Source organism: Streptomyces sp. NPDC007929, assembly GCF_042959065.1.
In the GTDB taxonomy this organism is placed as follows: Bacteria; Actinomycetota; Actinomycetes; order Streptomycetales; family Streptomycetaceae; genus Streptomyces.
Genome location: NZ_JBIBKD010000003.1, coordinates 767,899 through 786,407, shown reverse-complemented (window position 1 = coordinate 786,407; position 18,509 = coordinate 767,899). Strand labels below are relative to the sequence as shown.

The window sequence follows — 18,509 nt, the reverse complement described above, 5'->3', positions numbered from 1 at the left end:
CGGCCCGCGGCGGCTGTGGCGTCCCACGTCGCGCCTCAGCCCCCCATGCTCTCGTCGGTGCCTGCTCTGTCGACGGCGTCGACCCCTGCCCCCGCCGGCTCGGCCCGGTCGGACCGCCGCGCCCGCCTTGCTCGCTGCGCGCCCAACTCTCCCGCATCTTCGAGGAGTTCGCGAAATGCCATGGCCACGGTCTCCGGGTACTCCATCATCGCCACATGACCGGCATCGGGCAACGTCACCAGCCGGGAGTCACGGAAGGCCCGGGCCGCTTTCTGGGCCATGCGGTAGCCGACGAGCTGGTCACGGCCGCCGTAGACGAGGAGGGTCGGCGCGAGAACTCGTTCGGCCTGGCGCCACAGCCCCTGCTGGCCACCCAGCGTGTAGGCGTTGACGATCCCGCGCGCGGAGCGCGCCATCGCGTCCCAGAAGTACGGCAGCCGCAGCCGCCGCTCCATCTCCTGCACGGCGTTGCGGAATCCTTCCGGCGTCACCCGCCCGGGATCCCCGTAACACAGCGCCATCACGCCGCGAACCCGCTGCTCCGCCGTCCACTCCCGGGTGAGCCGCGTGAAGAGCGGCGCGACACCCGGCACCGCCAGCAGCCCCGTGGGCACGGCGGTGCGCTGCACTCGGAGTTCCGGCAGAGCGGGCGACACAAGGGTGAGCGTACGGACCAGATCGGGCCGAACCGCGGCGACACGGGTGGTGACGGCGCCGCCGAGCGAGTTCCCGAACAGGTGCACGGGACCGCGGCCGCGGGCGTCGAGGAAACGGATGACCGCGCGCGCGTGCCCCGTGACGGAGTAGTTGCCGTCGTCCGGTGGCGGGGAGTCGCCGAAGCCCGGCAGGTCGACGGCCTCGCCGTCGACGTCACCGTCCAGCAGCGCCATCAGCGCCGACCAGTTCTGCGAGGAACCGCCCAGCCCGTGCACGTACAGCGCGGGTGGCAGATCCTCGCGCGCGGGTGGTCTCGACCGGACCGTCAGGGTGACTCCGGGCAGCTCGACCGACCGCAGGCGCTCGCCCTCCGCGACCCGGACGGTCCCCACCTTCGGCAGCACGTTGGCGGGCGGCACGAAGGGCAGCTCGGTCGAAGACATGCGGCAATGTTACGAGACGATCACGCAGTGACTCATGTGTTCGCCTGTGTTCGCCGTCACAGGAATCGGCTCGTTGAGGCACCGGAAAGGGAGGCACCCGGGGCACGCGTGGGTAGCCGCGTGGGTAGCCGCGTGGGTAGCAGTGAACGGGATGAGCGCTGTGTCACGTCGTGGACGCGGATCGCATAGCGTCCGGACCGGGTGTCTCCTAGGCTCATAGGGAGGGCACCCGCGTGTGGCCCCTGCATTCCCAGGGACGTTCGTAGGAAGGGAGCCCAGCATGGCCGTAGACCCCAGCGACCCGGAGACGTTCGAGGTCGAGGACGCGCCCGAGGAGCAGGAATTCGACGTCGAGGCCCCCGAGGTCGACGCGGCCGAGCAGCAGGCGGATCTCGCGCCGGACCGCGACGACCCGCTGACCGGCGTCGACCCGGACCGTGCCAACGAGGCCGATCTGGTGGAGCAGGCCCGGATCGTCTCGCTCGACGAGGACGACTACCGGTGAGTTTCGCCGCCGACGGGCGACAAACAGCTCCATCACAAGGGAAAGAGGCAGCATTTTGCCCGCTCTGCCCCTGTTTGAAACTTTCGCAACCGCTTTCGTAACCGTCCGGTCCGTGAAATTCTGCGCTCTCACCGCGCACACCACGGTTACCGAAAAGTACGATGGCGACGCGGCCAGATCCGCACGTGGACGACTATGGGAGGCGGCGTGACAGCCATCGAGCAGACAGAGGCGGTTCGCCCGCGGGGCACACGCCTGCCGCGCCGTGCCCGACGCAACCAGCTCCTGGGCGCCGCCCAGGAGGTTTTCGTGGCCCAGGGCTACCACGCGGCCGCGATGGACGACATCGCGGAGCGCGCGGGCGTCAGCAAGCCGGTGCTCTACCAGCACTTCCCGGGCAAGCTCGACCTCTACCTCGCGCTGCTGGACCAGCACTGCGAGTCGCTCATCCAGGCCGTACGGAACGCGCTCGCGTCGACCACCGACAACAAGCAGCGCGTCCGGGCGACCATGGACGCCTACTTCGCCTACGTCGAGGACGACGGCGGCGCGTTCCGCCTGGTCTTCGAGTCGGATCTGACGAACGAGCCCGCCGTGCGCGAGCGCGTCGACAAGGTCACGAACGAGTGCGCGGAGGCGATCTGCGATGTCATCGCCGAGGACACCGGCCTGTCGCGCGCGGAGTCGATGCTGCTCGCCTCGGGCATGGGCGGCCTCGCCCAGGTGGTGGCGCGGTCCTGGCTGCACAGCGACCGCAGTGTGCCGCGCGACCAGGCCGTGCAGCTGCTCACCTCGCTGGCGTGGCGCGGCATCGCGGGCTTCCCGCTGCACGGCATGGACCAGCCGCACCACTGACGCCGTTCACCACCGACGGCACTTTGTTCCCGCCCGATGTTCGCTCGTGGCGTTCTCGGGCGGAGCATGTACGTCCCCTCACCGGGCTAATGTGTGCTGCGTACGGCGCGGAAGGTCGCGCACATCACTGACCGTCGGAGGGACATAGCCGTGGAGGTCAAGATCGGCGTGCAGCACGCGCCCCGCGAGATCGTTCTGGAGAGCGGTCAGACTGCCGAGGAGGTCGAGCGCGTGGTCGCCGAGGCGCTGGCCGGCAAGTCGCAGCTGCTGAGCCTCGTGGACGAGCACGGCCGCAAGCTCCTCGTCCCGGCCGACCGTCTCGCGTACGTCGAGATCGGTGAGCCGGCCCCGCGCAAGGTGGGCTTCGGCGCGCTGTAGGCGCATGCGTGAAGCGGGGCGGGACGGCTTCGGCCGACCCGCCCCGTTCGCGTACCCGGCCCGGTTCGCATACTCGGGCCGGTTCGCGCACCGCGGCCTGTTCGCATACCCGACCCGATTCGCGCACCGCGGCCTGTTCGCGTACCCGGCCCGGTTCGCGCACCGCGGCCTGTTCGGGTGCGCCGCTTCGCGTGCCACCCCTGTGTGGGAGGCAGGCTGCCCCGTTCGCACCACGACCCCGTTTGCGCCGCGCTCTCCCGGACACCCCTCCCGCGTAGCCCTCGGATTCCCCTTCCGGCGCACCGGTTTCTCCACGGATGGAGCACAAGTCGCCCACAGGGGTGGATTGGATTCCGCAGGTCAGGGGTAAGACGGGCTACGACCGATTTGGGCAGGCCGGCCATGTGGGAGGGACCCCGACATGCTCCTGGAAGCGCTGAGTTCCGCGATCCTCGGCCTCGCTCTGGCGTGGGCGGCGACCCAACGCCTGCCGCACCGTCTCCCGGCCCGCCCCATGGTCCTGTCGACCGGGGTCGCCGGTGCCCTCTTCGGGGCCTTCGTCATGCACAGCGCGCTCGACGCGGGGCATGTGCTGCTCGTCCTGCTCGGCGCGGCCATCGTCTCCGTCGCCTCGCTGTCGCTGCTGCTGCGCCCCGCGGGAAGACTGCGCCGCCGATCGGCGACCGCGTGACGAGTCGCCGATGGTGGCGGCGCTGACGACGCCGCCGACGGGCCTTTCCGGCGTCAGGCGGCCAGGCCCAGAGCGGCCATCCGCTTGGTGTGGGCCTCGGTGATCCGCGAGAACATCTTGCCGACCTCGGCGAGGTCGAAGCCGTCCGCCACCCCGCCCACCAGCATGGTCGACAGCGCGTCCCGGTCGGCGACCACCCGCTGGGACTGCGACAGGGCCTCGCCCATCAGCCGCCGCGCCCACAGCGCGAGCCGCCCGCCGACGCGCGGATCGGCGTCGATCGCGGCCCGCACCTTCTCGACGGCGAAGCCGCCGTGCCCCGTGTCGTCGAGCACGGCCAGCACCAGATCGCGGGAGTCGGAGTCCAGCCGGGCGGCGACCTCGCGGTAGAAGTCGCTGGCGATGGAGTCACCGACGTAGGCCTTGACCAGTCCCTCCAGCCAGTCCGAGGGGGCGGTCTGCTTGTGGAACCCGTCGTACGCGGCGACGAACGGCTCCATCGCCCGCGTCGGCTCCTCCCCGATCTCGGCGAGCCGGTCGCGCAGCCTCTCGAAGTGGTGGAACTCCGCCGAGGCCATCTTCGCCAGCTCCGCCTTGTCCGCCAGCGTCGGCGCCAGCTTGGCGTCCTCCGCGAGCCGCTCGAACGCCGCCAGCTCCCCGTACGCGAGCGCGCCGAGCAGATCCACGACGGCGGCGCGGTACTGCGGGTCGGCGGAGGCCGTCGCCCAGTCCTGGGCGGCGACCGAGGTGGGTTCGGCGGCGGCGGTGTCCGAGGCGTTCTCAGGCTTGTCAGAGCTCGTCATGAAGCGCACAATAGCCCGCCCGCCAGGAGGCGTAAGGCCCTGGTCAATCACTGTGACGACGACTACGTGACCGAATCGGCCATCGCATGTGCGCGAATCCGGGGTATGGTGGTAATGCGCCTGCTGGTACGTCGACGTACCTCGACAGGCCGCACGTATGAGGATGCCCGGTCGGTGGCCCGATCGGCTCCGACCCGACAGCCCTCCCCGGCCGTCCGCCACTGTGCGTACGAGACCCGGAGGGGGACACCCTCAGCGGCACGAGCGCTAGAGCGTCGGCGCGGTCCCGTGCTCTACGGCCCGCCCGTAGGCAGCCGACGTCCCCGGCACGGTCTGACACGACCCCGCGCTCGCCTCGCGCCGCCCACACAGAAGAGGCAGCACCCTGACTACGTTCCGAGAGCTCGGAATCCTCCCCGAGACCGCCGAGGCCCTTGAGGCCGTCGGCATCATCACCCCCTTCCCCATCCAGGAGATGACGCTCCCCGTTGCCCTGTCGGGCAAGGACGTCATCGGCCAGGCCAAGACCGGCACCGGCAAGACGCTGGGCTTCGGTCTCCCGCTCCTTGAGCGCGTCACCGTCCCCGCCGACGTCGAGGCCGGGCGCGCCGAGCCCGAGGACCTCACCGAGGCCCCGCAGGCGCTCGTCGTCGTCCCCACGCGCGAGCTGTGCACGCAGGTCACCAACGACCTGCTGACCGCGGGCAAGGTGCGCAACGTCCGCGTCCTCGCCATCTACGGCGGCCGGGCCTACGAGCCTCAGGTCGAGGCCCTGAAGAAGGGCGTCGACGTGGTCGTCGGCACCCCGGGCCGGCTCCTCGACCTCGCCGGGCAGAAGAAGCTCAACCTGAAGCACGTCAAGTCGCTGGTCCTCGACGAGGCCGACGAGATGCTCGACCTGGGCTTCCTGCCCGACGTCGAGAAGATCATCAACATGCTTCCGGTGCGGCGTCAGACCATGCTGTTCTCGGCGACCATGCCGGGTGCGGTCATCGGCCTGGCCCGCCGCTACATGTCGCAGCCCACGCACATCAGCGCCACGTCGCCGGACGACGCGGGCGCGACGGTCGCGAACACCAAGCAGTACATCTACCGCGCGCACAACATGGACAAGCCCGAGATGGTCGCGCGCATCCTCCAGGCCGAGGGCCGGGGTCTTGCCATGGTCTTCTGCCGCACCAAGCGCACGGCGGCCGATCTCGCGGACCAGCTGAAGCAGCGCGGGTTCGCCTCCGGCGCGGTCCACGGCGACCTCGGCCAGGGCGCCCGCGAGCAGGCGCTGCGCGCCTTCCGCAACGGCAAGGTGGACGTGCTCGTCTGCACCGACGTCGCCGCCCGCGGCATCGACGTCGAGGGCGTGACGCACGTCATCAACTACCAGTCGCCGGAGGAGGAGAAGACGTACCTGCACCGCATCGGCCGTACGGGCCGCGCGGGCGCGAAGGGTACGGCGATCACGCTGGTCGACTGGGACGACATCCCGCGCTGGCAGCTGATCAACAAGGCGCTGGAGCTGGACTTCAACGACCCGCCGGAGACGTACTCCACCTCCCCGCACCTCTACTCCGACCTCGGCATCCCCGAGGGCACGAAGGGTGTTCTGCCGCGCTCGGAGCGCACGCGCGCCGGGCTGGACGCGGAGCAGCTGGAAGACCTGGGCGAGCCGGGCGGTCGCGGACCGCGCGGGCGTGGCGACCGGGGTGGCCGGGGTGGCCGCGGCGACCGGGACGAGTCCCGTTCGAGCGAGCGCGACCGGTCGTCGCGTACGCCGCGTCGTCGCCGCCGTACCCGTGGCGGTGCCGCGGTCGACGGTGCGCCCGAGCCCACCGGCAGCACCGGCAGCACCGCGCCGGGCAGCACGGGCCCCGGTGGCGCCGCCGAGGCGGACGCCGTGACCGGTCCGCGCACTCCGCGTCGCCGTCGCCGCACCCGTGGTGGGGCGCAGTCCGAGCAGGCTCAGGTCGCGGTGGTCGAGTCCCCCGTGTCGGAGCAGGCGGAGCAGGCGGAGCAGGCGGAGACCGCCGTCGCCACGGCGGAGGGCACGGCCGCGGACGTCGTCGAGACGGCCGCGAAGCCGCGTCGTCGCCGCACCCGCCGGTCGGCGGAGACGCCGGCGGTGGCGACCGAGGCCGCGGTGACGCCCGCGGCGCAGACCGAGGCGTCGGCGTCCGCCGTGACGCCGACGACGGTGGAACCGGCGATCGTCGCCGAGACCCCGGCCGCCGCGGAGACGGCGCTGCCCGAGGCAGCCGCCGCCACGCCGCGCCGCCGCACCCGCAAGACCGCGGCGTCCGCTGCGTCCGCTGCCGAGGCGGCGGTCGACACGGCCGAGGGGACCACCGAGTCCACGCCGGAGCCCGCGGAGACGAAGCCGCGCCGCACCCGCAAGACGGCCGCGAAGGCCGAGGCGAGCGCCGACACGGCCGAGGCGACCGAGGCCAAGCCGCGTCGCACCCGCAAGGCGGCTGCCGTGGTGGAGGACACCGCCGCCGAGACGGCCGAGGTGACCGAGGCGAAGCCCAGGCGTACGCGTAAGGCGACGGCACCGGCCGAGACCGCGGTGGACACGGCGGAGGCCACCGAGGCCAAGCCGCGCCGCCGTACGCGCAAGGCCGCGGAGAGCGCCGAGACCGCGGGCGAGGCCGTGGCCGTCGAGGCCGCGGAGGCCAAGCCGCGCCGTACCCGTAAGGCCGCCGCTCCGGCGGAGGCCGCGGTCGACACGGCCGAGGGCACGGAGGCCAAGCCGCGCCGCCGCACCCGCAAGGCCGCCGAAGCCGCTCCGGCCGTCGCCGAGATCCCGGCCCAGACGGTTCAGGAGCCGGAGACCGCCGAGGCCAAGCCGCGGCGCACGCGGAAGACCGCCGCCGTCGCCCCGGACGCGGAGACCGTGGAGGCCAAGCCGCGCCGTACGCGCAAGACGGCCGCCACTGCCGTGGACGCGGAGGCCGCCGAGGCCAAGCCGCGCCGTACGTGGAAGGCCGCCGCTTCGGCGGAGGCCGCCGTCGACACGGCCGAGGGCACGGAGGCCAAGCCGCGCCGCCGCACCCGCAAGGCCGCCGAAGCCGCTCCGGCCGTCGCCGAGATCCCCGCACAGGCGGATCAGGAGCCGGAAGCCGCCGCCAAGCCGCGCCGTACGCGCAAGGCGGCCGCGAAGGCCGAGGCGAGCGCCGACACGGCCGCCGCTTCGGAGGATGCGGCGGAGGCGAAGCCCAGGGCCCGCCGCACCCGCAAGGCGACCGCCACCGCGGAGCCCACGGACGGCTGACCCACCCACCCCTCCACGACGGCCCGGCCCCCTCACAGGGAGCCGGGCCGTCGGCGTTCTCCCGGGGCACACAGGACCCGACGCAGCTCACAGCACCGGCCCCACCGATCCCCACCCGGGTCACAAGGCCCGGCCCGACCCGCCCGGGTAGGGCACCGGCCCCCTGCCGATCTCCACCCCGCGCACGAAGCCACTCCCCAACTCCGCCCACAGCACCAGCGCCACCCCACCACCCAGCCCACCCGCTGCCGACCCGCTACCCTCGCCCCGTGACCAGCCACTCCCCCTTCCCCCCGCCCCCGGGCGCCCGCGCCTACCCCCTGCGCACCGCACGCGGTGAGTTCGCCGTCGTCGACTCCTCCGCGTCGCCGGAGGCGGGTGTGGTGCGGGGAGTTGTGCTGATGTTGCCCGGGTTCACCGGCAGCAAGGAGGACTTCAGGCTGCTCCACGAGCCACTCGCGCGTCGGGGGTACCGGGTCGTCGCCGTGGACGGGCGGGGCCAGCACGAGTCGGACGGGCCCCTGGAGGATGAGTCCGTCTACGCCCAGCGGGAGCTCGCGCGGGACGTGCTCGCGCAGGCCGAGGCACTGGGCGGGCCCGTACACCTCGTGGGGCATTCGCTCGGCGGGCAGATCGCCCGTGCGGCCGTGCTGCTCGACCACGCCCCGTTCGTCTCGTTCACCCTGGTCTCGTCCGGCCCGGCGGAGATCTCCGTCTCCCAGCAGCAGCGCGTGAAGCTGCTGCGGGACGCGCTCGCCGTCATGTCGATGGCGGAGGTGTGGGAGGCCATCCAGGCCATGGGGCCGCCGGAGGAGGTCGGCGGGCCCGCTCGCGGCCTCGGCGACCAGGACCAGTTGCGCAGCCGCTGGCTGCGCCACAGTCCGGCCCAACTCCTGGCGACCGGGCGTCAGTTGTGCACCGAGCCGGACCGCGTCGCCGAGCTCGCCGCGATCCCGCTGCCGATCCACGTGCTGTCGGGCGCGCACGACGACACCTGGCCGGTGGCGATCCTGGACGACATGGCCCTGCGGCTGGACGCGCACCGCACGGTCATCACCGGAGCCGAGCACTCACCCAACGCCGACCAGCCGCTCCCGACGGCCCACGCCCTCGCCGACTTCTGGGACGGCGTCGGGCCGGGCCGGTGCCCGTCTGCTTCCGGAACGGCCTAGTACTGCGTCCGCAGGTGATCCCAGAAGCCGTCCCGCAGTGCCCGTCGTAGGTCCGCCTGCCCCCGCAGCGAGTACTGCAGAAGCCCCTCCGCCTCCACGAGCAGTTCCTGGTCCACCGAGCCGGGCAGGTACGGGTGACCGGGCAGCAGCTCCACCAGCGTGTCCCGGCCGCGTGCCGCCAGCCATTTCGCCGCGATCTGCGCGCCGACGAACCGCACGTCCTCGCGGGTGGGCCGGTTCACGGTCGTCTCGTAGCCGGGGGCGGTGCGGCGGGAGACGTACGGCTTGAAGAAGTCGAGGTCGAGGGTGCGCTGGCTGTCGACCTCCCACAGCAGGGGCTCGGCCTGGTTGCGGCCCTCCGGTGCCTCGATGCCCCACAGGTGGACCCGGGCGCCGTACCCCTGGGCCGCCTCGACCGCCGAGACCAGGTCCTCGTCGCCGCCGAGCAGGGCCGCGTCGCTGATGGCGCGGTGCCGGGCGAGGGATTCCAGGTCGGAGCGGATGAGTGAGTCGACGCCCTTCTGCTGGTTGTTGGCGTTGAGGTTGCCGAGGCGGACCTTGACGTCCGGCAGTTCCGCGATGGTCTGCTGCTCGGCCGTGTGGATGCGGCGCCGGGCACCGTCGTACCAGTAGACGCGCAGCAGCCTGCTGTCCGCGAAGATCGTGCGGGCCCGGTCGATGAGCGCGTCGATCAGGCCCTCGGCGTCCAGGTCGAAGGCGCGGCGGTCCTCCGTACCGGCGACGAGGCGTCCCGCGGCCGCGTAGAGATACCCGGCATCGACGAAGATCGCGTGGGTCGAGGGCGTCTTCGCCACCTCGGCGAGCATGCGCTGGAGCAGCTCGTTGGTGCGGTCGATGCGGGTGTGGAGGGCCGCGAGGTCGTCGTTCATCGCCCCCATTGTCCCGGCGGTCACGCTGCGAACACAACCGGTCCCCGTCGGTCCCGTAACAACACTCTTACGACTCAGTAATTAGCCGTTCGAAAAATTTCCTTAGCGTAGGGAATGTTTGACCCCCGCATCCCCGTTGACCCATACGGAACACCGGGCACGGGCCTGGTGGGCCGCACACCCAAGTAGTTCTCCTCAGGAGGATGACCAGACGAAGGGAGAAGCCCTTGCGCTTCGAAATCATGCGACTCGACGACGTCGACGGCACGCCCGTGGACTCGACCGTTGTGGACGCCGCCTCCGTCAATCGCATCGTTCAGCAGGCGGCCGCCATAGGGCAGCGCCTCTGGATCCGCCCGGCCGCGACCACGGCCTCATAACGCGCAGCTCTCCCACACTTCGCAGCCCCCGCCCGGCATCGGCCGTGCGGGGGCTTGCTGTTGCGGGCGGTGCCGGCCGGGGGCGTACTGACTGAGGGGGCACGGCGCGCACCCCAACGGGACGCGCGAACCCAGAAACAGGACGGTGGAGCATGTCGGTGACGGACCGGTCGCACAAGGAGCTGCACCAGCGGGCCGCCGACGAGGCCGCGCGGCGCTACGAGGACTCGGCCGAGGAGCGCGAGCGGGTGGAGGACCGTCTCGCGGCGGGCGAGCGGTTCCCGGACTCCCCGGACGCGCTGGCCGTGCGCGCGGACCGGATCCTCGACCGGGGCGGCCTTTCGCCCTCCGCGGTGAAGGCGGACATCCACCGCGAGGCCATGGATCTGCCGGCCGCCAACGAGCGGATCATCGACCTGTCCAACGAGCTCCAGGCCTGGAGCTTCCTGCCGCGCGGGGTCAGGGCCGGGGCCACCGTCGCCAGGATCACGCTGCGGCGCGGCGGCCGGGAGCTGCCGCACGGCACCGGCTTCCTGGTGTCGCCGCGACTGCTGATGACCAACCATCACGTCCTGCCCGACGAGACCTTCGCCCGCGGCTGCTTCGCCGAGTTCAACGCCCAGATCACGGCCGACAACCTGCCCGACACGGTCGTCCGGATGGAGCTCGACCCCGGGACGTTCTTCGCCGCCGACCGGCGGCTCGACTTCGCCCTGGTCGCGGTGCGGCCCACCCAGGACGGCCTCGCCCCGGGCGAGGTCTTCGGCTGGAACCGGCTGAGCGTGCAGATCGGCAAGCTGGTGCTCGGCGAGAAGGTGAACATCATCGGCCATCCCTCGGGGCGGCTGAAGGAGATCGCGCTGCGTGACAACGCGGTGCTGGTCCGCCTGGACGACTTCGTCCACTACAAGACCGACACCGAGCCGGGGAACTCCGGCTCCCCCGTCTTCAACGACCAGTGGGAGGTCGTGGCGCTCCACCACAGCGGCGTGCCGAAGAAGGACGCCCAGGGCCGCGTCCTGCGCAAGGACGGCCGGCCGTGGCAGCAGGGCGACGGCGACGACGCCATCGACTGGGTCGCCAACGAGGGCGTGCGGATCAGCTCGATCCTGAAGCACCTGGCCGGCCTGGACCTCGAGCCGGCCCGGCGCGCCCTGCTGGCCGAGATGGGGCCGGACGCGGGTCTGGACCAGACCATGACCATGGCCACCGCCCCGCCTGCCCCTGCGACGGCCCCGGTGACCCGGCCCGCTCCTGCGACGGCCCCCGGGACCCGGCCCGAGCAGGCGACGGCTGCCGGGACCCCGACCGCACCCACGAACGCGGTACCGGGCGTCACCACCCCGCCGGTCCCCGGGGTGCCGGTGACGGTCCCCATGACCGAGAGCGAGTCCGGGGCCCAGCGGCCCAGGGTCGGGCTCCGGGCCCGCGACACCGCCTTCGGCGGCCACCGGCACCTGGTCTTCCTGCACGGCCGGGACCAGCAGGAGAAGTGCCCCGACGATCTCCGCCTGTCCTGGACGGCCGGCCTGAACCGCGGGCTCACCCTCGCGTCCCTGCCCACGCTCGACCCGGAGGACATCTGGTTCCCGTTCTACGGCACGCGACTGCACGACCTCGTGACCGGCAGGGAGAGCACGGCGGAGCCCATCGGCCTGGACCGCGTGAGCGCCGCCGCTGCCGCCGAGGTGTTCGCCGCGGAGTCACCGACGGGCGCCTACGAGCAGCTGCTGTACGAGGCCGCGGCCCGGGCCGGCATGCCCCAGAACGGTCCGGCGACCACCGAGGGCTTCGGCTCGGGCCTGGTCGGGGTACTGCACCGGCCGCTGAGCTGGCTGGCCGCCCGTTCCGACCTGGACGAGTGGACCATCGCCACGTTCCTGCGGGACGTCGACCTGTACCTCGGTGACGACGCCGTGCGGCAGGCGGTGCTGGACAGCGTCATGGAGACGATGCCGACCAGCGGTGAGCTGGTGCTGGTCACGCACAGCCTGGGGACGGTCGTGGGCATGGACCTCCTGACCCGTCTCCCGGCCGCCGTCGACCCCGTCCTGCTGGTCACCGCGGGCAGCCCGCTCGGCCTGGACGGCGTCAACGAACGTCTCCTCACCCGCGGCCCGCACCAGCCGCCCCGGGTGCGTGACTGGGTGAACGTCTGGTGCCCCACCGACGCGGTCGCCATCGGCTGCCCCCTGGAGGACGAACGGTGGGGGAAGCTCACCCAACTGGCCGTCTCCAACGGCCGCGACCGCGCCCACAACATCGACGAGTACCTGGGCCACCCCAAGGCGGCCCAGGAGATCCGCGGCGTCCTGAGGGCCTGAGAACACCTCGGGAACCCAGATGCGTCAGCTCCCCTGGATCACCTGAGTGACGCCGTTGATGATCTGCTGCACGGCGATCGCGGAGAGCATCATGCCGGCGAGGCGCGTCACCAGGACCACACCGCCGTCCTTGATGATCCGGATGATCACCAGTGAGTAGCGCATCACCATCCACAGCACGACGTGGATGGCGAGGATCGCGGCCCACACGGACACCTGCGTGGCGACGCTGTGGGCCTTCTGCACCGCGAGGATCACCGACACGATCGCGCCGGGCCCGGCCAGCAGCGGCATGCCCAGCGGCACGAGGGCGACGTTGACGTCCTTGGTCTGCTTCGGCTCGTCGGTCTTCCCGGTGAGCAGGTCCAGCGCGATCAGCAGGAGCAGCAGACCACCCGCGATCATCAGCGCGGGCACGGACACGTGCAGGTAGTCGAGGATCTGGTGCCCGAGGAGCCCGAACACGGTGATCACACCGCCGGCGACACAGACGGCCTGGAAGGCCATCCGCTTCTGCACCTTGCCGGGGCGGCCGGCGGTGAGCGCGAGGAAGATCGGCGTGATCCCGGGGGGATCCATGATCACGAAGAGGGTCAGGAACAGGGAGCCGAAGACGGCGAGGTCGAACATGAGTGAGCCTTGCGGGATTGCTGAGAAGCGCGGTGGGCAGCAGCGAGCCACGACCGCTGTGGGCAGGCGTTCCGCGGGGCGGAACGGAGGGGCACGACCGGTGACACCGGGTGCCTGAAAGGGGATCCGGACGACAGGAACTCAGCGAGCCCCGCCGGTCCCCTTCGGGACTGGAGAGATACTCGGCGAGCCGCCGGCCCCCGTTACGGGAGACGGGACAAGCTCAGTGCGCCCCGCCGGCCCCCGGCACGGGAAACGCCCCGAAGGCCCGCCGGGTGATCTCCCCGTACACCTCGGGATCGGTCGTGTACTCCCCGAGCACGCACGTCTTGCGGCTGCCGTGGTAGTCCGACGACCCGGTCACCAGGAGCCCCAGCTCCTTGGCCAGGCCCCTCAGCCGCGCCCTGGTGTCCGCGTCGTGGTCCATGTGGTCGACCTCAAGGCCGTCCAGCCCGGCCGCGGCCATCTCGGCGATGGTGGCCTCCGGCACCGTGAGCCCGCGCTTGCTCGCGCCGGGGTGCGCGAACACCGCGACCCCGCCGGCGCCCTTGATCAGCCGGATCGCTTCGAAGGGGTCGGTCTCGTGCTTCTCCACGAAGACCCGGCCCCCGTCGGCGAGCCAGTCCTGTGTGAACGCGTCGTTCACGGTGGGCACGACACCCAGCTCGACGAGCGCGCTCGCCACGTGCGGGCGTCCGACGGACCCCTCACCGGCGATCCGCGCCACCTGCTCCCACGTCACCGGCACGCCCAGCTCCTGGAGCTTGGCGATCATCCCCTGGGCGCGCGGCACCCGGTCGTCGCGGACCAGCTCCCGCTCGGCGAGCAGCGCCGGCTCCTCGGCGTCGAAGAGGTAGGCCAGCATGTGCATGCTGATCCCGTCGGTCCGGCAGGAGAGCTCGGCCCCGGTGATCAGCGTGACACCCTCGGGCAGCGCGGCGATCGCCTCGGCATGCCCGCGGGTGGTGTCGTGATCGGTGAGTGCGACGACGTCGAGCCCGGTCACGGCTGCTTTGCGCACCAGCTCGGCGGGCGAGTCAGTGCCGTCGGAAGCGGTGGAGTGGGTGTGCAGATCGATGCGCACGACTCGGACTCCAGACGCGACGGCAGGAACAGGACCGCTCAAGGATAACCGGATTTTCAACGACCCCTGTCACACCTGAACCCGGCAGACGCCCCCTACATCAAGCACCCCGAAGGGGCGCGGGGCGGTGTCATCATGCGGCTCCGCCGCGGGGGCGCGAACAACCGCAACCAGCCGGCAGCCGCCAACACCCCCGCACCCCTGGGCGCTAAGGCTGAAGCAAGCGCGGCGACAACGCCCCGCAGGGCACCAGCTCCACCTCCGCCCCCGCCTCCCGGAGATCCGCCAGCACCAGTTCGTCGTACATCAGCAGCCCGGACTGCTCGGGCCACACCACGGCCCACAGCCACATCCCGAGCGCCTCCCCGGCGAACACCGCCCGGTCGCCCGGCGCTCCGGCCACGTGCCACAGCGGCGTGGGGCGCCCGGCGGCCAGCACCTTGGCCTGGGGTGGCTTCTCGACGTTCATGTGCGGTCCCGGGTCGGGGCCGTCCATGCCGGCGTAGCGGGCGCCGAGCCCGACCCCGAGCTCCTCGGCCACCAGGATCAGCTCGCCCATGCCGCCGAGTGGCCCGGGTCCCGTGCAGGCGACGGCGGTGGCACGGCCGCCCGTGCGGTCGTCCCCCGCACAGGCCACTCCCGTGAACAGCCATCCCACCGGCAACGGCCATGGCATCCACAGCGGCACCTGGGTGCGGTGCACCACGACGTTGAGGGCATCGACGCTGGGCGGTATCACCGGCTGCACCGGATGAACGGTGCCGTGCACATCGCACTGCCAGGAGTCGGAGAAGAGGCCGGGAGCCCTGACCCGGCCACCGCACTTCGGGCAACTGGGTTCGCCCCTCATAGGGCCCCACGGTCCTACCCCTGCCGCGCCGCGTCAAGGACGATCACCCATCCGGACGGAACCCTTCACCACCCGGACTAGATGTAGCTTGCATTAATTAGCTCGACTAACTTAGTGTGTGTATATGCCAACTAACTACGTCTGAGGGAAGGGAGCACGCAATGGACCCCTTCGACGCCGGGGCGGGCGGCCTCCTGAAGCAGCCCAGGTCCGTGTGGGCCACTGCCGGGGCATCGGTCGTCGCCTTCATGGGAATCGGGCTGGTCGATCCGATCCTGCCGTCCATCGCCCAGGGCCTGAACGCCACGGCGAGCCAGGTCTCCCTGCTCTTCACCTCGTACTTCCTCATCACCGCCGTCGCGATGCTGGTCACCGGGTTCGTCTCCAGCCGGATCGGCGGGAAGAAGACGCTGCTGCTCGGCCTCGCGTTCGTCGTGGTGTTCGCCGGCCTCGCGGGCACCTCCGGATCCGTCGGCGAACTGGTGGGCTTCCGGGCCGGATGGGGGCTCGGCAACGCGCTGTTCGTCTCGACGGCCCTCGCGGTCATCGTCGGCGCGGCGGCCGGCGGCAGTGCGGCGGCGATCCTGCTGTACGAGTCGGCCCTCGGCCTCGGCATGGCCTGCGGCCCGCTGCTGGGCGCCCTGCTCGGCGACGCCAGCTGGCGCTACCCGTTCTTCGGCACGGCGTTCCTGATGGCCGTCGGCTTCCTGTGCATCACGGTGTTCCTGAAGGAGCAGCCCAGGCCCGCCCGCAAGACCTCACTGCTGGACCCGCTCAAGGCCCTCGGCCACGGCGGTCTCGCCTCCGCGGCGGTCTCGGCGTTCTTCTACAACTACACGTTCTTCACCGTGCTGGCCTTCACGCCGTTCGTGCTGGACATGAGCCCGTACAACTCGGGTGCGGTGTTCTTCGCCTGGGGCGTGCTGCTGGCCGTCTTCTCGGTGATCGTGGCGCCCCGGCTCCAGAAGCGGTTCGGTTCGCTGAAGGTGCTCGGCGGTTCGCTGGTGCTGCTCGCGGCCGACGTACTCGTGCTCGGCTACGGCTCCCACCCGACCGCCGTCGTCTGCACGATCCTGTCCGGCGCGTTCATCGGCGTGAACAACACCGTGTACACCGAGCTGGCCCTCGGCGTCTCGGACGCGCCCCGGCCGGTGGCGAGCGCGGGCTACAACTTCGTGCGCTGGTTCGCGGCGGCGGCCGCTCCGTTCTTCGCGCCGAAGATCGAGGAGTGGACCGACGTCCACATCCCGTTCGTGGTGGCGGCCGTCACCGCCGTCGCCGGCGCGGCCGTGGTCGTCGTACGGCGCACGGCGCTCACACACCGGGCCGAGGAGCTGGAGCCGAAGCACGCGACCGAGGACGGTGTCGCGGTCTTCGCCAACTGACGTGCCGCGACTGGGATTTGGTGAGCTTCCTCACTCCAGCGGGACGGACTTGCGGGACGGATCCCGCAGGTCCGTCCCCTGGTTCAGCCACCGCTCCTGAAGCGCCTGCGCGCCGTGCACCCGCTTCCAGGCGGCCTCGTTCGGGGTCATCGGCAGCAGCGGCAGGAAGCGCACGGGGTCCAGCGGCTCGTCGAGCTCCAGGTCCTCCACCAGGCCGCCCGGCTCGGCGACCAGGACCGAGGTGAACGGGGCGCCGGGCCACAGCGGCTCACCGACGTCGAGCGAGGCGCCGGGCGCCACGACCAACCCCTCCACCTGCGGAGACGCGGCGAGCACGGCGAGCGGCCGGAGCACCTTGTCGGTGGCGGCGACCCCGGAGCGGACCGACAGGACCAGCTCGGCGCGCGGCCCCTTGACCGGGTCGGCGACGACCGCGGTGGGGTCCGTCATGGGGTGCACGGACATGCCGAGCGAGGCGTAACGGGCGATGCCGCCCTCCTGGAAGCGCAGCACCTCGATGCGGTCCGTGCCGAGGAAGGTGACCGCCGCGCGCGCGTCCGGTTCGCCCAGCGCGGTACGCAACCGGGCTTCGACCAGAGGAAGAACATCTGCCATGCGGCGAGCATAGAACTCGCCAGTAGCGGGCAAAGCAGCACCTTGACAGTTGTGTCGGCTGCTACTCTTGCCCGGTGGTTCGGGGCAGCACGCAGAAGCGTCGCGATCAAGCCCCGACGCCGAAGGAACTCCCTTACGAGGGACCGGCCGGAGGAGGTGGGGCTGCAATGGATCGAAGTCGACCGTGCAGTAGCACCACGCTCTTCGCGCCGCCGATGTAGCTGCTTCTGTCTCTGGCTGCCACCTCTCGCACTCGCTTCACCGCGGAAGAGCGCTTCGTTTCGCTTTGCCTGATCTGCCTCAGTAGCTGAATCAGTAACGAAGCCGGCCACCGCGACGGTGCGGTGCTCCCCGCTTTGTGGACGTGCCAAACATCCGTGGTCACTACGTCCTCATTCCGGGTGGTTCCACCCGTCGCCGGCGCCGTTCGTTGCACGCCCGCGAAGGAGCCCGCCATGTCGATGATCCGCGACCTGCGCGCAGCAGTCGTCCGTCCGTCCTGTGTGTCGCTGCGCAAGGACGGCGGGACGTACGACGCCACTCGCAGCCCCGCGGCCGCCTCGGCCGTCGTCGACTGCGCCGTCTACCGGGACGGCCGCCGCATCGAGACCGAGACCGCGCTGACCCCGCACGAGGCGGTGCGCCTGGTTCGCCGCGACGGGGGGTTCGTGTGGATCGGTCTGCACGAGCCGACGGAGGCCGAATTCTCCGGCATCGCCAGTGAGTTCGGGCTGCACCCGCTGGCCGTGGAGGACGCCGTCCAGGCCCACCAGCGGCCCAAGCTGGAGCGCTACGACGACTCCCTCTTCACGGTCTTCAAGACCATCCACTACGTCGAGCACGACCAGCTCGACGCCAACAGCCAGGTCGTCGAGTCCGGCGAGGTCATGTGCTTCACCGGACGGGACTTCTTCATCACCGTCCGGCACGGCGGGCAAGGCTCTCTGCGGGCCCTGCGGCACCGCCTCCAGGACGACCCCGAGCTGCTCGCCAAGGGCCCCTCGGCCGTGCTGCACGCCATCGCGGACCATGTCGTCGACGGGTACATCGCCGTCGCCGACGCGGTGCAGGACGACATCGACGAGGTGGAGACCGAGGTGTTCTCCCCGGGGCGCAAGGGCTCGCCGCGCGGTTCGGACGCCGGCCGGATCTACCAACTCAAGCGCGAGGTGCTGGAGTTCAAGCGGGCCGTGTCGCCCCTGCTGCGGCCCATGCAGCTGCTGAGCGAGCGGCCGATGCGGCTGATCGACCCGGACATCCAGAAGTACTTCCGGGACGTCGCCGACCATCTGGCCCGCGTCCAGGAACAGGTGCTCGGCTTCGACGAGCTGCTCAACTCCATCCTCCAGGCCAACCTCGCGCAGGCGTCCGTCGCCCAGAACGAGGACATGCGGAAGATCACCTCCTGGGCCGCGATCATCGCCGTGCCGACGATGGTGTGCGGGGTGTACGGCATGAACTTCGACCACATGCCCGAGCTGCACTGGCGGTACGGCTACCCGGTGATCCTGGGCTTCACGGTGGCCGTCTGTCTGGGCATCCACCGCACCCTGAAGCGCAACGGCTGGCTGTGAGCGGCCTG

The 18,509-nt window shown here is 71.5% G+C and carries 17 protein-coding genes; 10 read left to right on the top strand and 7 right to left on the bottom strand.

The window, feature by feature from the left end:
• Positions 1–35 precede the first annotated feature (35 nt).
• Positions 36–1,100 carry an alpha/beta fold hydrolase gene (locus ACFZDE_RS13245; protein WP_390993752.1) on the bottom strand — a complete coding sequence of 355 codons (1,065 nt, stop codon included), beginning with the start codon at positions 1,098–1,100 and terminating at the stop codon, positions 36–38.
• A 280-nt stretch (positions 1,101–1,380) separates the two neighbouring features.
• On the opposite strand from ACFZDE_RS13245, the gene ACFZDE_RS13240 reads away from it, so the two are divergent.
• From ACFZDE_RS13240 to ACFZDE_RS13225, 4 genes are all read left to right on the top strand, one after another.
• Positions 1,381–1,605 carry a hypothetical protein gene (locus ACFZDE_RS13240; protein WP_390993751.1) on the top strand — a complete coding sequence of 75 codons (225 nt, stop codon included), beginning with the start codon at positions 1,381–1,383 and terminating at the stop codon, positions 1,603–1,605.
• 207 nt (positions 1,606–1,812) lie between these two features.
• On the top strand, positions 1,813–2,460 hold the full coding sequence (locus ACFZDE_RS13235; protein WP_184559960.1) for a TetR/AcrR family transcriptional regulator: 648 nt from the start codon (positions 1,813–1,815) through the stop codon (positions 2,458–2,460).
• A 150-nt stretch (positions 2,461–2,610) separates the two neighbouring features.
• Positions 2,611–2,838: a DUF3107 domain-containing protein gene (locus tag ACFZDE_RS13230; RefSeq protein ID WP_030854792.1), complete on the top strand. Its 228-nt coding sequence runs from the start codon at positions 2,611–2,613 to the stop codon at positions 2,836–2,838.
• 421 nt (positions 2,839–3,259) lie between these two features.
• Entirely contained in the window at positions 3,260–3,529 is a 270-nt protein-coding gene (locus tag ACFZDE_RS13225; RefSeq protein ID WP_185014108.1) for a hypothetical protein, read from the top strand.
• A 53-nt stretch (positions 3,530–3,582) separates the two neighbouring features.
• Here the strand turns inward: ACFZDE_RS13225 and ACFZDE_RS13220 are convergent, their stop codons facing one another.
• Positions 3,583–4,332: a ferritin-like fold-containing protein gene (locus ACFZDE_RS13220; protein WP_381465860.1), complete on the bottom strand. Its 750-nt coding sequence runs from the start codon at positions 4,330–4,332 to the stop codon at positions 3,583–3,585.
• Positions 4,333–4,807: 475 nt separating this feature from the next.
• Here ACFZDE_RS13220 and ACFZDE_RS13215 point away from each other — a divergent pair, with 475 nt between their 5' ends.
• Positions 4,808–7,597, top strand: a complete 2,790-nt coding sequence (locus ACFZDE_RS13215; protein WP_391199827.1) for a DEAD/DEAH box helicase — start codon at positions 4,808–4,810, stop codon at positions 7,595–7,597.
• Between the two features lie 269 nt (positions 7,598–7,866).
• Positions 7,867–8,769 carry an alpha/beta fold hydrolase gene (locus ACFZDE_RS13210; RefSeq protein WP_391199825.1) on the top strand — a complete coding sequence of 301 codons (903 nt, stop codon included), beginning with the start codon at positions 7,867–7,869 and terminating at the stop codon, positions 8,767–8,769.
• Here the strand turns inward: ACFZDE_RS13210 and ACFZDE_RS13205 are convergent.
• The gene (locus ACFZDE_RS13205; protein ID WP_390993747.1) at positions 8,766–9,659 is read right to left on the bottom strand and encodes an NYN domain-containing protein; all 894 of its coding nucleotides are present in this window, start codon (positions 9,657–9,659) and stop codon (positions 8,766–8,768) included. The two genes, ACFZDE_RS13210 and ACFZDE_RS13205, sit on opposite strands and share 4 nt — an antisense overlap.
• Positions 9,660–9,886: 227 nt before the next feature.
• Between ACFZDE_RS13205 and ACFZDE_RS13200 the strand changes: the two genes are divergently transcribed.
• Both ACFZDE_RS13200 and ACFZDE_RS13195 read left to right on the top strand, forming a co-directional pair.
• Positions 9,887–10,039: a hypothetical protein gene (locus ACFZDE_RS13200; protein WP_355769920.1), complete on the top strand. Its 153-nt coding sequence runs from the start codon at positions 9,887–9,889 to the stop codon at positions 10,037–10,039.
• Between the two features lie 152 nt (positions 10,040–10,191).
• The gene (locus ACFZDE_RS13195; protein ID WP_391199823.1) at positions 10,192–12,363 is read left to right on the top strand and encodes a trypsin-like peptidase domain-containing protein; all 2,172 of its coding nucleotides are present in this window, start codon (positions 10,192–10,194) and stop codon (positions 12,361–12,363) included.
• 24 nt (positions 12,364–12,387) lie between these two features.
• Here ACFZDE_RS13195 and ACFZDE_RS13190 read toward each other — a convergent pair whose 3' ends face one another.
• The 3 genes from ACFZDE_RS13190 to ACFZDE_RS13180 form a co-directional block, all read right to left on the bottom strand.
• Positions 12,388–12,993, bottom strand: coding sequence for a MarC family protein (locus ACFZDE_RS13190; RefSeq protein WP_184908810.1), 606 nt, complete (start codon positions 12,991–12,993; stop codon positions 12,388–12,390).
• A gap of 223 nt (positions 12,994–13,216) precedes the next feature.
• Positions 13,217–14,077 (bottom strand): PHP domain-containing protein, encoded by an 861-nt coding sequence (locus ACFZDE_RS13185; RefSeq protein ID WP_391199821.1) that lies wholly within the window; start codon positions 14,075–14,077, stop codon positions 13,217–13,219.
• 208 nt (positions 14,078–14,285) lie between these two features.
• The gene (locus ACFZDE_RS13180; protein WP_381442208.1) at positions 14,286–14,927 is read right to left on the bottom strand and encodes a DUF6758 family protein; all 642 of its coding nucleotides are present in this window, start codon (positions 14,925–14,927) and stop codon (positions 14,286–14,288) included.
• A gap of 161 nt (positions 14,928–15,088) precedes the next feature.
• On the opposite strand from ACFZDE_RS13180, the gene ACFZDE_RS13175 reads away from it, so the two are divergent.
• Complete coding sequence (locus tag ACFZDE_RS13175; protein WP_391199819.1) at positions 15,089–16,312, top strand: MFS transporter; 1,224 nt, start codon at positions 15,089–15,091, stop codon at positions 16,310–16,312.
• A gap of 30 nt (positions 16,313–16,342) precedes the next feature.
• Here the strand turns inward: ACFZDE_RS13175 and ACFZDE_RS13170 are convergent, their stop codons facing one another.
• Positions 16,343–16,927 (bottom strand): suppressor of fused domain protein, encoded by a 585-nt coding sequence (locus ACFZDE_RS13170; protein ID WP_391199817.1) that lies wholly within the window; start codon positions 16,925–16,927, stop codon positions 16,343–16,345.
• A 455-nt stretch (positions 16,928–17,382) separates the two neighbouring features.
• On the opposite strand from ACFZDE_RS13170, the gene ACFZDE_RS13165 reads away from it, so the two are divergent.
• Positions 17,383–18,501 carry a CorA family divalent cation transporter gene (locus ACFZDE_RS13165; RefSeq protein ID WP_391199815.1) on the top strand — a complete coding sequence of 373 codons (1,119 nt, stop codon included), beginning with the start codon at positions 17,383–17,385 and terminating at the stop codon, positions 18,499–18,501.
• Positions 18,502–18,509 lie beyond the last annotated feature (8 nt).